Here is a 15,879-nt window from a genome sequence, read left to right as displayed (position 1 = left end):
GGCCGCCTCTAGGTGAGTACCGTTATTGCCTGTGTAGCTTTGAGAAGCCGGGCGAGCGGGCTGCTCTTCCATTATCTGCTCGTTCGACCTCAGCACCACTTTTTAACATCTGCATGTCGGGTTTGAAGAACTGATCAGTGCCACCTGTTAAACTCTCCCACCCTGATAGCTCTGTAGTGACCGCCTCCTCAAATGAACCACCTAAGATAAAGAACTGCCATAAATCATCAATACCCGAGACGAAGTCGAAGTCAGTGGCCTCGACTCTTAGACCATAAACATTATTGAGAAGCGAGGTAGTATCAATCCACTCATCAGCCGGGGCTGGCAACTCCATTACCTGCCAATCGCTCGCATCAGGTGCCAGAATAACCGCCCAGTCTATGCTCTCTTCACCCGACATACCGCCATAAAATGTCATCGATATTTCAACAAAGTCACGCGGTGTTTCACCTGACAATGTCCAGCTGACTACGTTGGTAGTCTCGTCAAAAGCCATATTACTGAAGCTGTAGTCAGGCACAGGGACAACGAGTGACTGAGGTAGCGTGTTGTAACGTTTTTCACTCGTGAACCCGGAATCCCAGTTTGCACTCTCTGCTCTAACTCTGTAGTAATCAACTGGAAATTCTGTGGGAACCTGTAAGCCACCCGAGGCACCAGGTCCATAAGCGCTGCTCGCCAGTTCGTAGCCAAAGCCAACGCGAAACCCTTCAATCTCAATCCGCCCCAAATCGGTGCTTGGCTCGGTGCTCCAGCCTGTCGTCACTGGGGTGCGGTTTAATGGAATATCATAAGTGGCCCCATCTGTAACGGTTTGATCCAGTAGAAAACCATAGGCAAGGAATAGATCAGTATTGGGAAAGGAGCCCATGGTTTCCGCCAACAAGCTCAGCGTTCCATCACTCTGTAGCTGATATTCATAAACTGCACGATTACTCAACAATCCAGAGCCATTCGAAAAGTCCCACCACCCATAGGTTGGCATTATTGAAGTGCGCCCCGCGTTGGCGGGCACTTCACTAAGGGTGTAGTTAACTGAGGCCACTGGCGTTTGTGACCCAGCAGACCCCTCATCGCTTAACCCTCTGTAATAAACAATATCAGCAGCTGTTTGCATCTCTATGAAACTCTCTATCTCATAGCTGCTGTACCCTTGAAAGACTAACTCATACACAATGGTAAAAGTGGCTCGTGAGCGGCCAATATCACCAAAATCTACCACACCGTCAGCACCGCTGGTTAGGGTTTGGGCAATCGTTTGGTTATCGGTGTTATAAAGTGCCACAACTACACCGGCAAGCGGCTGATCACTCTCAATATCATCCTTAAAAATAAAGCTCAAAGAGTTACCTGTGACGGCACCAACATAGACAATGGCAATATTTTGACTCACCTCACCGCCTTTGCCATCAGTAACGACGACGGTCAGTATCGCCGTTCCAGAGCCTACTGCCGGAGCACTCCAGGTTACCGAGGCACCACTGGTGGTATTGAAACTGCCCTGACCAGCGCTCCAGCTATAGCTCAGGGTGTCACCATCTTCATCACTGGCACTTGCTGTAAGTACGACTGCCTGACCATTATCAACCGCACCTTCGGGTGCGCGCGTGATGTGGTTGATTACTGGTGCACGATTGGCAATTTCAAAGTTCACTACTTGCGGGGTGTTTTCATCCACAACGGTAACCGTCGTAGCCATTTGTCCCACAGCAAACAGAGTTACTGGTTGGCCAACGGGTACCTCAAGCTCATAGTTACCATTACTGTCAGTGGTTGCGCTAGCGCCAAAAGAGGAATTTATAACATAACCTGCCACCGGGGTGTTGCTGCTTTCAAAGGTAACCTGGCCGGTTATACGACCATCATAACTAAGCACAATGTTATTGGTAAGATCAACACACTGCCCAACATTAGCGATGGTGCTGCCTTCTGTGGTCGGGGTGAAAATGTCATTGTTAGCGACATCGCCTTCATTGGCGCTGGTCACATCGTAAGGAAAGCTCACCATACCCTGCTCTACAAACAGGCGAATTCTATCCGTAACACCCCCCTCGCTGCGTTTAACCGTTACACAACCCTGGCCATCAGAATCGGTATTGACCGGCCTGGAGCGACCATTATAGGTTACCCCTTCAGCAATCAACTGCACGCCTGCAAGCGGCTGACCATCTCCATCCACAACAGTGGCACAGAGACACGCGTGTTCATTGAGTGGTCGATCCACATTCCACCAGGTGAAGTGAGTCACCTTGGCTCGAGCATAAAGTACCCCGCCTTGATCAATAACTGACGCATTATCAATTGTCTCAGGTGTCGCAGGATCCGCATCTTCACGAATCCAGACCGCATCAACTTCATCATAAGACCACCATTCAATGGTATCACCGGCACTATAAACAGTTTGCAGGCTGGCTGGCAGGCGCAAGGTAATGGTGACCGGTGCATTGACCTCGGTTATCTCATTACCATCGGCGTCGTAGATAGTGATCTCTGTAAAAACAATACTCTCTAAGGGAGTATCTGCCACAGCGCCTGAAGCAACTGCGGCCATATAGTCACCAGGAAATGTTGGGCGACCTTCATCGGTAGTCGGGTCACCCACCGCGACATTTACCGTTACATTGCCACTGCCCAGTGAGCCAGCTGGAAATGAGAGCTGAGCCAAGGGGTCGCCGGTTGGGTTATTGGGGTCGGTCACATCAAAGCTTTGTTCGTTATCGGCATTCATCTGCTCAGAGTAGTGATACTGAAGCAGGTTAGCGGTTAACGAATAGGTTTTATTGGCTTCCACGGGTAGCGTGCGTTGAAAAGTGGCATAACCTTCTTTTTCATAGGTCACCACCAACAGACCACCGCCGGGAACGGGCACATTGTTCAGCTCATAAAAGCCATTCAAATCAGTTGTTGCGGATTGACCGCCTGCACTGACTTCAACGCCCGCAATGCCGCCGCTTCCGATCACTGAACCACTGATCACATCAACAACCTGCGGAGCGCTACTATCGCCATCGCTGCCGCCACCCGAAGCAAAAATACTGGCCAAGCCCACCATGAAAACCAGCACCAGTCCGATGTTTTTCAGCCAATTGGCACTTATGTCGTTATGAATCATCCCTCACCTCCATAAATATACTTTCTAACACCCTATTCCGATACCGGCGCTATTTCAAATAAAAATAGCGAGTCGCTTTGTTTTTTGCCCGAATTTGGTAGTTGCTTTATAGTGACGGCACATCAGGGAGAGATTAACCATTTCATATGCAGACCACGACAGCCATGCCTTTTCATCGCGACCCACCACCCTTTTCAGATAAAAAAAGTGCCCACCAGTGGTTACGGTTTTTCCTCGGAATATTTTCATTAATCATCGGTTCACTGGTCTACCTGGTCGACCGTCCCGCCGATACTTCCTACCTCATCCCACAATCATTAAGCCTGTTTGAGAGTAGCGCTACCCTGTTTGGTGTAGCGGGGAACTACCTACCCACCTTCAGCCATGTCTTTGCCTTTATCTTAATCACGGCCGCATTGAGCCCTGTCAGGCACTCAACCTACTTGCTAATATGTGGTGCCTGGCTAATTATTGAGTGCCTGTTTGAGATGATGCAGCATAGCGCTATCAACGAATTTATTATCTCTGGACTAGCCACTGCTGTTACCGAGCAACCCCTCGTAGAGCATGCAATAAATTATTTTCAGAATGGCCGCTACAACACGATGGATATGTTGTCCATCGTCGCTGGAGTTATCGCCGCTTATTTTGTGTTGCGAATAACAGAAAAATAGTACTTCATCTATTAATCGCAAGAATAAAGACCCCGACTCTCATTACCTTTATAATAGCCACTTCAAATCAGTGAGTAGAACACCATGGCAACACTGTTTTTCAAACTCAAAGGCGTGCCCGAGAGCGAGGCGGATGAGATCCGCCAGTTACTGGATGAACATGAAATTTCATTTTATGAGACGCCACCCAGTATATGGCAAGTATCGATGGAAGCGATCTGGCTACGCAATGATGAGCAGCTCGAGCAGGCAAAACAGCTACTGGCCGAGTATCAGGAGCAGCTTTCAATGCGAATAAAAAGTGAGTATGCCGAGCTGGAAAAACAGGGGAAAGCCCCTAGTTTGTGGGGGCGATTTAAAGAGGATCCTATGCAGTTTATCGTCTTTTCGCTGATTATAGCCTTCGTTATTTATCTCTCAATCATCCCCCTCTCTTCTCTGAGTTTTGATTGATTTACAATGAAACCTTTGCACGAGAGGAGGCGTGAAAAAAAGCGATAAACGTTGACTGGCTGAGGCGAAAAGAACAGGGCGTAGCGAGCTACTCATAAGGCTTTCATCAACAATTAGATGAGTACGCTGAGTCGTTAAGTTTATTCCTGAGTAATTTAGATGATTATTACGCTATAATGGCGATATTTTACAGTCCATCAGCGGTGACTCCCTCCATGCAACCTGCCAAAAATATATTCTCTTACCGCCAATATTGGGCCAAACGCTTTGGTACCGCACCCTACCTGCCCCTCTCCCGCCAACAGATGGACGAGTTGGGATGGGATAGCTGCGATATTATTCTGGTAACCGGTGATGCTTATGTGGACCACCCAAGCTTTGGCATGGCTGTTATTGGGCGCGTGCTTGAAGCTCAGGGCTTTCGTGTCGGCATCATCTCTCAGCCAGATTGGCATCGTAAAGAGGCCTTTGCCGAACTGGGAAAGCCCAACCTGTTTTTTGGGGTGACTGCGGGCAATATGGATTCAATGGTCAACCGCTATACTTCTGATCGCCGTATTCGCTCCAATGATGCCTATACCCCCAAAGGAGAAGGTGGTTTGCGCCCGGACCGTGCGACGATCATCTACACGCAACGCTGCCGAGAAGCCTTTAAAGGGGTACCGGTAGTCATTGGCGGTATTGAGGCGAGCCTGCGGCGTATTGCTCACTTTGACTACTGGTCGGAAAAGGTACGCCGCTCCATCCTTTTTGATGCAAAAGCCGATTTGCTGGTGTATGGCAATGCTGAACGCCAAATTGTAGAAATTGCACACCGACTGGCTGCCCACGAGCCAGTATCCGAGCTAACCAATATTCGGGGTACCGCTTTTATTGTTAACAACCAGCATCTACCGGATGGCTGGAGCGAGATGTCAGCCGATGAGATCGACACAGGTGACCAGCCCACCCCTCAGGCCAACCCATACTCAGCAGAGCCGCCCTGTGACAATACACGCACCGTAGCGAGCAGCGAGAAGAAGGTAATCACCTTACATCGTCGCCCCAAGCTTGACCGTAGCCGAACCGTAGTGCGGCTACCCAGCTATGAAGGGGTAAAGCGTGACAAAGAGCTCTATGCCCACGCTTCGCGTATTTTGCACCTAGAGACCAACCCCGGCAATGCCCGCGCCTTGCGCCAACACCATGGCGATAAAGATATTTGGTTAAACCCACCCCCAATTCCACTCTCCACAGCGGAGCTGGATGCTATCTATGACCTTCCCTTTAGCCGCCGACCGCACCCCGACTATCGAGATGACAATATTCCCGCCTATGAGATGATCCGCTTCTCAGTGGCGATTATGCGGGGCTGTTTTGGCGGCTGCACCTTCTGCTCGATCACTGAGCATGAGGGGCGCATTATTCAAAGTCGCTCAGAGGAGTCGATTATTCGGGAGATTGAAGTGATGCGAGATAGCGTGCCGGGCTTTACCGGTATGGTTTCCGACCTAGGTGGTCCCACCGCGAATATGTACCGCCTGGCCTGCAAGAGTGAGAAGATAGAATCAGCCTGCCGCCGCCTCTCATGTGTCCACCCTGCTATTTGCGAAAACCTGAATACAGACCATGCACCGCTAGTAAAACTCTATAAGCGCGCCCGCGCGCTCCCCGGCATCAAGAAAATCCTGATCGCTTCAGGGTTGCGTTATGACTTAGCCGTTCGCTCCCCTGAGTATGTAGAAGAGCTGGCCACACATCATGTGGGAGGTTACCTTAAGATTGCACCAGAACACACTGAATCTGAAGCACTTTCAAAAATGATGAAGCCTGGAATAGGTAGCTACTACCGCTTTAAGGAGATGTTTGACAAATACTCCAAAGCAGCCGGTAAAGAGCAGTATCTGATCCCCTATTTCATTGCGGCTCATCCGGGCACAACCACTGAAGATATGTTAAACCTTGCAATATGGCTGAAACAAAACGGCTACCGAGCCGACCAAGTTCAAGCGTTTTTGCCCTCACCCATGGCGCTGGCCACCGCCATGTGGCACAGCGAACGCAATCCACTCAAGAAGATAACACGGAGTAGCGAAAAGGTTTTTGTGCCGCGGGGCTTAAAGATTCGTCGCTTACATAAGGCTTTTTTGCGCTACCACGATGCGAATAATTGGCCACTGCTGCGGGAAGCATTGAAACAGATGGGGCGAGCTGAACTCATCGGTAACGGAAAAAAACATCTAGTTCCAAACTGGCAGCCCATCGGTACTGGCGAGCAGCCACAAGGCAAACGTGGGAACCACAATAAAGGGCGAACATTTACCACCCAGCAGACCCACGGCAGGCCGAGTTCTACTCAGCAACCAAAGGGTAATTTTTCACGAAAAACAAAGGGCCAAGCTGTAAAACGAGTGACGCGGACAAAAAAATAGGGACGAACGCCCCAAATTGATTAAACGTAGTTATGAATTGCGACTGGGGTTTATTTTTCCACAACCCCATTTGCCAACATCGGTAAGCTGCATATATTCATCGGTGGATATTTTACTATCCGGCTTAACATACATGATATTAACCGTGCACATATCACGTGTTACACGTTGAATTTTATCACCATAATAACGTGGTCGCAGAATAAGCTGAGAGACTGTGTTTCCTTTATACTCAAAGGGCTTCTCCAAGTCGAGCAGAAAAAACTCATTACGGTCACGTGTCTTTACAACACCAATACTGTTTGCATGTATTGGGTTTTGTCCCGAAAAATTTGCAGGCTCATATACCTCTATTTCATGTGTACACATCGGCTGCCTCCTCTTCAAAAAAACCGCCCCATTATGGAGAAGCCCTTTCAATAGAATGGATAACCAGCCTGCCACACTTGCCATGAACATGACAAGGTAAACCGTCATCACCTCCTAATCGAAGCATAGAGACTACAACTGACGGGCGTTCTTTTCACCCTCTTCAATATTGACAAAATAGAGTAGCGCGAACCCCACAATCAACAATATTAAAACAGACAGGATAGAGAGTCGGGTGCTTTCAGAAACCAGCGCAATCCAGCCCATTAGCAGAGGTCCGATCACTGCCGCAAACTTACCTAACATATTGTAAAACCCGAAAAATTCGGCACTTTTATCAGCGGGTATAAGCCGAGCATAGAGTGAACGACTAAGCGCTTGAATCCCCCCCTGAACTAAACCAATCACCACTGCCAACAGATAAAATTCCCACACATAATTCATCTGATAAGCAAAAACTGTTACTAGCATATAGACCACTAAAGCGATCTGAATTCCGAGCTTGCAACCGTACTTTTCACCTAACCAACCGAAGGCAATCGCTGCCGGAAAACCAACGAATTGGGTAATCAAGAGTGCGACAATGAGGCTGTTTTGATCAAACCCCAGTGATAATCCATAATCAACCGCCATACGCACAATCGTATCGACACCATCAATATAGAACCAATAAGCGACTAAAAAAAGCAATACAACCCGCAGCTTTCTAACCTCATCAAAAGTATGACGAAGTTGCGACAAGCCATTAACTATATGGGACCAGGCACCTGTTTTTTTGTTTTTTACAGGCTCTTTTACCCAGAGTAGTAGCGGTATTGTAAAAAGTGCCCACCAAAATCCAACCATCACAAAAGAGAGCCGCACCGCCTCACTGCTATCAGCCAGGCCAAAGGTGAGCGGTGAAATTGTCATCCAGACACAGATAGAGAACAGCAGGCCGCCACCCAGGTAGCCCAGTGCAAAGCCAAACGCAGAGACTTTATCCAAGCTTTTACCGCTGGAAACATCAATAATTAAGGCGTCGTAAAAAGTAACACTGCCCGAGAAGCCAAGGCAGGCGCCGATATATATCAGCACCGCCAACAGCCACTCACCCTGCCCTACAAACGAGAGGGCAAAGCTCATGACGATCCCCATCAGGGCGAAGAAGAGAAGAAAACGCTTACGGGCACTGCCTTGATCAGCAATGGCACCCAGTATGGGGGCTAGAAGAACGACGATAAGACTGGCAATTGAGTTAGCCATACCCAGATAGAAGCTACTCTCGGTGGTGCTTAACTCTCCCGCCCAATACTGTTTGAAAAAAATAGGGAAAAAACCGGCCATAATCACTGTGGCATAAGCAGAGTTTGCCCAGTCATACAGTGCCCATGAGAGGATTTGACGATTTTTAAGATAACCCAGCACAATATTTTCTAATTATTCCCTAGGGGCTACCTCGTCATCTCGTCCAACGCTTCCCAGCGTGCGAATACACCCTCCAGCTCTGCCTCAAGCAGCGGTTGTTTATTGAGTATTTCATTTACCTTGTCTTGAGGCTGCTGATAAAACGCCGGATTACTGATTTCGACCTGTAACCGTTCCAGTTCATTTTCAAGGGTTTCAATACGCTCGGGTAGCTGATCAAGCTCACGTTGATCTTTGTAGCTTAGCTTCTTTACCGGCTGACTCGCCTGCGTCACGGCAGAAACTTCCGGAATTTTCACCTGTTTTTGTGGTTTTTTTTCATTTTTGGCGGTTTTTTTAGTTTGGTGTATCCAGTCTTGATAACCACCTACATATTCATTCCAGGTGCCCTCACCTTCATAAACGATGGTACTGGTTACCACATTATCCAAAAAAGCACGGTCGTGGCTTACCAACAAAATGGTGCCCTGAAACGCCTCCAGAAGCGACTCTAAAAGCTCTAATGTTTCGACATCAAGGTCATTAGTAGGCTCATCCATTACCAACAGATTAGCCGGGCGGGTAAATAGCTTGGCAAGCAAGAGTCGATTGCGCTCTCCACCAGAGAGCGTGCTCACGGGTGAACGCGCTCTTTCGGGCACAAAGAGGAAGTCTTGCAGATAACCCATAACGTGGCGTGACTGCCCGTTTATCTCAACGTAATCACTGCCATCACCTACATTATCAAACACCGTCTTCGACTCATCGAGCAAGGCGCGCTGTTGATCAAAATAGGCCACTTCAAGCTTACTACCCAGACGCACGACACCTTCATCCGCCTCCAGCTGTCCCAACACTATTTTGATTAGCGTGGATTTTCCCACACCATTGGGACCAATAATTCCGATACGGTCGCCACGCATAATACGGATTGAGAAATCCTTCATAATCAGCTTGTCAGCAAAGGATTTGCCAATATGCTCGGCTTCAACAACCAGCTTGCCGGAGCGTGCCGCATCATCCAGCTGAATACGCGCCTTCCCTTGCCTTTCGATGCGCTGATAGCGCTCATCACGCAGGCGTTTGAGTGCACGCACACGCCCTTCGTTACGGGTGCGGCGTGCTTTTATCCCCTGGCGAATCCAAGTCTCTTCTTGGGCTAGTTTTTTATCAAATAACGCATTCTGCTGCGCTTCTGTCGCCCAACGCTCTTCACGCTTGAGCAGGTAGTTCTCATAATTACCCGGCCAGAGACTCACCTGCCCACGATCAAGTTCAACAATTGAGGTGGCAAGACGTTGCAGAAAAGCACGGTCATGGGTAATAAACAGTAACGCGCCATTAAATGTCTGTAGAAAGCTTTCGATCCAGGTGATCGATTCAATATCGAGATGGTTAGTTGGCTCATCCAATAGCAACAGATCGGGATCACTGACCAGTGCCCGTGCCAATAACACCCGACGGCGCATCCCGCCTGACAGCTGGTCGAGTGTGTCATCAGGATTGAGAGAGAGTGTAGCCAAAGTCTGCTCGACACGCTGCTCTAAGCTCCAGCCATCAATGGCTTCCAACTGCTCTTGCAGTTGGGTTAACTTATTAAAATTACGCTCGCTTGGGTCGTCTGCCAGTGCGTGGGTGATATGGTGATAATCGGTAATAAGGCGACTGGCATCCCCCAGCCCCTCAGCAACCACATCGAAGACACTGCGCGTATCATCCAGCGGTACCTCTTGCGCCAAATAGGCTATTTTCAAGCCATCTCGCCGCCAAATGGAGCCTTCATCCGCCAGAATTTCACCGGCAATCACCTTCATCATGCTGGACTTTCCTGCGCCATTACGCCCCACTAGGCAGATACGTGCCTGTGGTTCAATTTGCAGGTTAATGCGATCCATTAACGGGTGATGGCCAAAAGCCAGCGAGAGGTTGTCGAGCGTCAGAAGTGGGGTCATAACGGTTTCACAGGTGGGGGAAGCGCCGTTCACATTGTAAACTGCGCGGGCTGCACTTTGAGACCTTTAGATGATTTATATTTTTCGTCCCAGCTGCGTTAAAAATGACCGCATGCCCAAAGGCACCTAGAAAACCTCATTTACGCCTGTAAACTCCGGTTTTCGATCATTTTTACCTTGCTGGAACAAAAACTATTTTTCGTGCAAAGGTCTCACTTTATATGTGCAGGCTGAGGTTACTTCTTATCAGCCTTTTCATCGGCACTTTCGCCACCCAGCATCTCTTCATCAAGCGCGGGCACCACCGGTAGGGCTTTTTCATCATCAACCAGTGGCTTGAGTTGTCCGTACAGCTCTTCGCAAAGCTTGTGCAGTTCACGGTGTTGCTCAACAAGGGCTGATTTTTTCTCTTCAGACTCCTTGATCTGCTGTTCCAGCTGGCTCTTCTCTTTTTTCAGAGTACGTCCCTTAGCTTCTGCCAGCTTACATGCCGCCGCTTCATCTATTTTTTGCTTTTTAAGGGTACGGAGCTTTTTCATTACATTTTCTGGCGTATCTGCGAGCGCTTTATTAATCGATTTTAGAGACTTCTCTACATCGGCTACCTGCTTTTTACACTTTTGCATCTCTTTTGCATGACTGGCACGCTCTACAGCAATTTGCTGTTCAGATGTCTCTTTTGCTTCGAGTGTTTCAGATACTTTAGTTTCAGCAATTGCCTGGGCTTTTTCACTGGCCGCTATCTTCTCTTTCATAATCGCAATAGCTTGCTGTGCTTTTGTCTGTGCATCTTCAATTGTTGCATCCGCATCAAGTGAACGCTTAATGGCATTGTCGAGTGCTTCTTTTAGCTCTTCTGTGCTACATTCTGGATCGAGCTTCAAAGCATCGGTCGCTGTTCTCATCAACACCTGATTGCTTATCGCAAGGTCTTTCCATACTTCGAGTTGAAGCTCTAATTCTGCTTGGTCCACTATGGTGTGTCTCCTCATTTTATTAGGGGGGGATTCAATCAGCCGCGATTGTACATCAAACAGACAGTATTTCGTAGACTTATCACCCACAAGGCGGGATATTCTGTTCAAAAAACAGCCAAACGCCTATTATTTTGTGGGCAACTAGAGAGATTTTAGGATCTTCATACCCAAAATATCTCCGAATGCGAGTATTAGCTCACGGCCAGCTGCCAATAGAGTTTTAGAGGGCAGCCTGAACTGGAATAGTGTTACTGGTGCGTGAAACCTTGTTGCCTTCAGAAAAGTAGATCATTTTTGGTTTATAATGGGACACTTCGGCCTGCGGAATGCCGGCATAGGTGCAAATAATAACCAGGTCTTGTGGGTTTGCCTTGTGGGCAGCCGCGCCGTTAACAGAAATAATACCTGAGCCTGCTTCTGCGCGTATCGCATAGGTCACGAAGCGCTCACCATTATTGATATTGTAGATATGGATCTGCTCATATTCATGAATACCCGCCATATCCAACAAGTCGCTGTCGATTGCGCAAGAGCCTTCGTAATCAAGCTCGGCATGGGTCACGCTGGCTCGATGAAGCTTGGCTTTTAACATGGTTGAATACATAAAACACCCTATAACACGGTCGAAAATAGCGGCCAGTATACACAACTAACGGCTATATCTCACCCTTGTTTACTCGGACATTATCAATCAACCTTGCGCTACCCAGCCAGGCGGCGACAAGAATGACAAACTCACCATCATCACGCTCTGGTTCAGCCAGGTCAGCGGCATGGCGTACCGCAAAGTAGTCGACTCTAAAGCCGCTATTATTTAGATGAATGACGGCTTGTTCGGCTATTTTTTTAAAATCAGTGAATGATGCTTTGGCGACAGCTTTTTTTGCTTTGCGCAGCTCTTTATTTAACACTGGAGCCTGCTGTCGTTGTGAATCAGAGAGGTAACGATTGCGTGAGCTCATTGCCAAGCCATCCGTTTCCCGACATGTCGGTACACCGATAATTTCACTCGCAAAACAGAGGTCACTTACCAGTTTTTTTATCAGCAACAACTGCTGAAAATCCTTTTCACCAAATAGGGCGCAATCAGGCTGTACCATATTCAGCAGTTTACTGACAACCGTTGCGACACCACTAAAATGACCAGGACGGGAAGCTCCGCAAAGTATGCCACTAATCGTCGGTACATCGACCGTCGCTACGCCTTGCAACCCATTGGGGTAAACCTCTGCAACAGAGGGTGAAAAAAGCAGATCTACTGTCGCCGCTTTTAATTTTTCACTGTCACGCTCAAGCAGGCGTGGGTAGTGATCAAAGTCTTCATTTTCACCAAACTGTAATGGGTTAACAAAAATAGAGACCACCACGCGCTCTGCGTGTTGTTTGGCCTCTTTTACCAGTGCCAAGTGGCCCGCATGAAGGTCACCCATGGTGGGTACAAACGCAATTCGATCTCCCGATTGACGCCACTGCTTTAATAATGCCCGTAGCGTGGCGGTGCTCTCCACCCTCTGCATCAACCCCCCTTAAAAGCTCTGTTGCTCTGTTGGAAAAGTGGCGGATTTTACCGCCTTGGCATAATTGTGCAAGGCTTCGGGTATATCCAGGGCATCAAGCAGGAAGTTTTTGGAAAATTTAGGCCGTTTACCCGGTGTAATACCCAGCATGTCATAAACAACCAGCACCTGGCCATCACACTCAACACCTGCGCCAATACCGATTACTGGCAAGGTGACCGCCGCAGTGATTTTTTTTGCCAATGAAGCGGGCACACACTCTAACAGCAGAATATCGGCTCCCGCAGCCTCCAGTGCGATGGCATCGGCGAGTATCCTATCGGCGGTTTCACTATCACGCCCCTGCACTTTATAGCCGCCCAGCTTATAGACAGATTGTGGCAACAGGCCAAGGTGACTACAAACAGGTACCCCGTGGGCAGATAACAGACGAATGGCCTCAAGCATCATGTGACCGCCCTCCACTTTTACCATGTGTGCCCCGCCCTCTTTCATCAGACGACCCGCATTTTTCACTGCCTGCTCTGGCGTTGTACAGCTCATAAATGGCATATCAACCATCACTAGGCTACTCCCTGAGGCGCGACGCACAGCACGGCTATGGTAGATCATCTCATCCATTGAAACCGGTAGGGTGCTCTCTTTCCCCTGGATCACCATACCCAGTGAGTCTCCCACTAGCTGCACTTCAATACCCGCTGCGGCAATCTGCTGCGCAAAGCTGGCATCATAGGCGGTTAAACAGCTAAAGCGCTCTCCTTTAGCTTTCATCTGTTTTAACGTTTGTGCGGTAATCGCTGAGTTCATGGCCATTTCATCATCGGAAAATAAAGAAGCACTATAGCAAGAATTAGCTGAGCTAGGCGATCTCTATTCGCTGTAAGTCTGCCTGGGGACAGGCGGTGATTAACTCGGCCAGGGGGCCAAGCTGTGGAATCATTAGATCGGGGGCAATCTCGTGCAGCGGGTAGAGTACGAAGTTTCGTTTGCTTAAGCCAATATGAGGGATGGTCAGTTCAGGTAAGTTAACCGTTCTCTCACCATATAACAGAATATCCAGATCCAGCGTTCTCTCACCCCAGCGGCGCTCTCGGATACGCCCCTGTCCGTTTTCAACCTGCTGCAGGAGGTATAAAAGAGGGCGTGGTGCTAAAGAGGTTTCCATTTGAAAAACGGCATTAACGTAATCTGGCTGATCCTGTGGCCCCATGGGTTTGCCACTATAAAAGCTGGAGAGTTTTACACCTTCCAAATTAGCCGCAGCAGTCAATGTTGCAACCGCTTGTTTTAACTGTTCAACGGGTTGATTTAGGTTGCTACCCAGGCCAATAAAGACCTGAAAAACATTACTCATTTTTTGTTTCACTTGACGGTCGGCGCCGCCGGTAAGGGTTGCGACGGCGGCGACCACCCGCAGGCCCCTCTCGCTTACGAAGCTGGCTTAACATGCTCTCTTGCTCATCGCGGCTGGTCTGATGAAAGCTATTCCACCACTCGTAGAGCTCGGCCACCTCTTCTCCACTCTGGTGCCGCAGTTGTAAAAAATCAAACGCGGCACGGAAGCGGTTGCTTTCAAGCAGTTCAAACACCTTACTGCCACGTCGTATTGAAAGCTTGGCCTGCATGATCCAAATTTCCTTAACTTGCAGGGAAATTCGGCGTGGCATCGAGATTGACTTGACCTGTAGACTAATCACCTCATCAGCGGCTTCCTGATAAGCTTGCATTGGCCGCATTCCTTGCTTACCTTTTTGTGCCACAAGTGTACGAACAGGTTCCCAGAGTAGTATGGCCAGTAAAAACGCGGGGATAACTGGCCTGTTTTCAGAAACCCGAATATCAGTATTTTCCAGGCCACGGGCGATAAATGTCTTGGGGTAGTCACTCTCCTGCTGTTCGAGTGAGCGCTCAACCTGTGGGAAAAGATAATAGAAAAGCCCATAGTGACGAAGCTGTTCATATGTATTGAGCGCATAGCCATGCAGAAAGAGTTTACACATTTCATCAAACAGACGGGCAGATGAGACCGTTTCCATCAGAGGAGCACACTCAAAAATAGGTTTTGATGTCTCTTCATCGATAATAAAGCCGAGCTTGCTGGAGAAACGAATGGCGCGCAGCATTCTGACGGGGTCTTCCCGATAACGCTCTACTGCATCCCCAATAATAGATAAACGACCCGCCTCAAGATCAGCCATCGCGCCCACATGATCAATCACCGAAAAGTTTTTCACTTCATAGTAGAGAGAGTTAATTGTGAAATCTCGACGCCAAGCATCCTCTTCTAGAGTACCGTAGACATTATCTCGGACCAGCAAGCCATCTTTGCTTCGGCGGTCACCACTCCCGTCGCCCCGGAAAGTCGCCACCTCAATAATCTCCCGGCCAAAGTAGATGTGCGCCAGACGAAAGCGCCGCCCAATTAAGCGGCAGTTTCGAAACACACGTTTCACCTCTTCCGGGCTTGCGTCGGTGGCAACATCAAAATCTTTCGGCTCACGCCCTAATAGCAGATCGCGCACCCCGCCGCCCACTAAGTAGGCCTCATACCCCGCCGAGTTGAGTCGATAGAGAACTTTTAGTGCATTTGCGCTGATATTGGATCTTGATATGGTGTGGTGATCGCGTGAGATAACTTGGGGAAGTGAAGATTTAACACTATCTTCCTTAGCAAAAACTCGTCGCATCAGGGACTTTACCTGACCAAACAAATGAGTAACTCCTGTTTTTATTGAAACCGTTACACGGCCATCGTCTACTGTATTAAATCGCCAACTGTGGCGTTAACTAGAAAACTGTTTCGCCCGCAAAGGGGGGTCTACATTTATTTTTGTAAGGCCGATAGCATAATCATCCATCGAGTTATTCTACCGCGCCTAAGATGACATGCAACCCTCTTCGCAAGATTGAGACGGAATAGCCTAATTCCGGGATAAAAATAAGCATGCCACACAAGCGCTTGATTCCACGGCAAAACAAAAAACAACTACCCCATCTTATGTGGATACTGCCCACTATTTTTTAT

13 protein-coding genes are annotated in these 15,879 nt (G+C 48.6%); 3 read left to right on the top strand and 10 right to left on the bottom strand.

The annotated features are described in order from the left end of the window. Positions 1-22 precede the first annotated feature (22 nt). A complete protein-coding gene (locus L3J94_02480; GenBank protein ID MCF6217624.1) occupies positions 23-3,115 on the bottom strand; it encodes a hypothetical protein in 3,093 nt (1,030 codons plus the stop codon). A gap of 146 nt (positions 3,116-3,261) precedes the next feature. On the opposite strand from L3J94_02480, the gene L3J94_02475 reads away from it, so the two are divergent. The 3 genes from L3J94_02475 to L3J94_02465 all read left to right on the top strand — a co-directional run bounded on the left by L3J94_02475 (position 3,262) and on the right by L3J94_02465 (position 6,653). Further along, the gene (locus L3J94_02475; protein ID MCF6217623.1) at positions 3,262-3,789 is read left to right on the top strand and encodes a hypothetical protein; all 528 of its coding nucleotides are present in this window, start codon (positions 3,262-3,264) and stop codon (positions 3,787-3,789) included. Positions 3,790-3,873: 84 nt separating this feature from the next. Continuing rightward, on the top strand, positions 3,874-4,242 hold the full coding sequence (locus L3J94_02470; GenBank protein MCF6217622.1) for a DUF6164 family protein: 369 nt from the start codon (positions 3,874-3,876) through the stop codon (positions 4,240-4,242). Between the two features lie 215 nt (positions 4,243-4,457). Further along, entirely contained in the window at positions 4,458-6,653 is a 2,196-nt protein-coding gene (locus L3J94_02465) for a YgiQ family radical SAM protein (protein MCF6217621.1), read from the top strand. A gap of 30 nt (positions 6,654-6,683) precedes the next feature. On the opposite strand, the gene L3J94_02460 is transcribed toward L3J94_02465, so the two are convergent. From L3J94_02460 to pcnB, 9 genes are all read right to left on the bottom strand, one after another. Beyond that, positions 6,684-7,022: a hypothetical protein gene (locus L3J94_02460; GenBank protein ID MCF6217620.1), complete on the bottom strand. Its 339-nt coding sequence runs from the start codon at positions 7,020-7,022 to the stop codon at positions 6,684-6,686. Positions 7,023-7,154: 132 nt separating this feature from the next. After that, a complete protein-coding gene (locus tag L3J94_02455) occupies positions 7,155-8,429 on the bottom strand; it encodes an MFS transporter (protein ID MCF6217619.1) in 1,275 nt (424 codons plus the stop codon). A gap of 26 nt (positions 8,430-8,455) precedes the next feature. Further along, positions 8,456-10,360 (bottom strand): ATP-binding cassette domain-containing protein, encoded by a 1,905-nt coding sequence (locus L3J94_02450; protein ID MCF6217618.1) that lies wholly within the window; start codon positions 10,358-10,360, stop codon positions 8,456-8,458. Positions 10,361-10,596: 236 nt separating this feature from the next. Beyond that, the gene (locus L3J94_02445; GenBank protein MCF6217617.1) at positions 10,597-11,334 is read right to left on the bottom strand and encodes a hypothetical protein; all 738 of its coding nucleotides are present in this window, start codon (positions 11,332-11,334) and stop codon (positions 10,597-10,599) included. Positions 11,335-11,557: 223 nt separating this feature from the next. Continuing rightward, positions 11,558-11,941 carry an aspartate 1-decarboxylase gene (locus L3J94_02440; GenBank protein ID MCF6217616.1) on the bottom strand — a complete coding sequence of 128 codons (384 nt, stop codon included), beginning with the start codon at positions 11,939-11,941 and terminating at the stop codon, positions 11,558-11,560. A 52-nt stretch (positions 11,942-11,993) separates the two neighbouring features. Further along, positions 11,994-12,854 (bottom strand): pantoate--beta-alanine ligase, encoded by an 861-nt coding sequence (gene panC / locus L3J94_02435; protein MCF6217615.1) that lies wholly within the window; start codon positions 12,852-12,854, stop codon positions 11,994-11,996. A gap of 9 nt (positions 12,855-12,863) precedes the next feature. Beyond that, a complete protein-coding gene (panB, locus tag L3J94_02430; protein ID MCF6217614.1) occupies positions 12,864-13,667 on the bottom strand; it encodes a 3-methyl-2-oxobutanoate hydroxymethyltransferase in 804 nt (267 codons plus the stop codon). A gap of 46 nt (positions 13,668-13,713) precedes the next feature. Next, on the bottom strand, positions 13,714-14,208 hold the full coding sequence (gene folK, locus L3J94_02425; GenBank protein MCF6217613.1) for a 2-amino-4-hydroxy-6-hydroxymethyldihydropteridine diphosphokinase: 495 nt from the start codon (positions 14,206-14,208) through the stop codon (positions 13,714-13,716). After that, a complete protein-coding gene (gene pcnB, locus L3J94_02420; protein ID MCF6217612.1) occupies positions 14,201-15,541 on the bottom strand; it encodes a polynucleotide adenylyltransferase PcnB in 1,341 nt (446 codons plus the stop codon). The genes folK and pcnB overlap by 8 nt, the downstream gene beginning before the upstream one ends. Positions 15,542-15,879 lie beyond the last annotated feature (338 nt).

Source organism: Gammaproteobacteria bacterium (assembly GCA_021647245.1).
GTDB lineage: Bacteria > Pseudomonadota > Gammaproteobacteria > RBG-16-57-12 > RBG-16-57-12 > JAFLJP01.
Note: the sequence above shows the minus strand (reverse complement) of the source record. Positions and strands in the feature narration are given on the sequence as shown.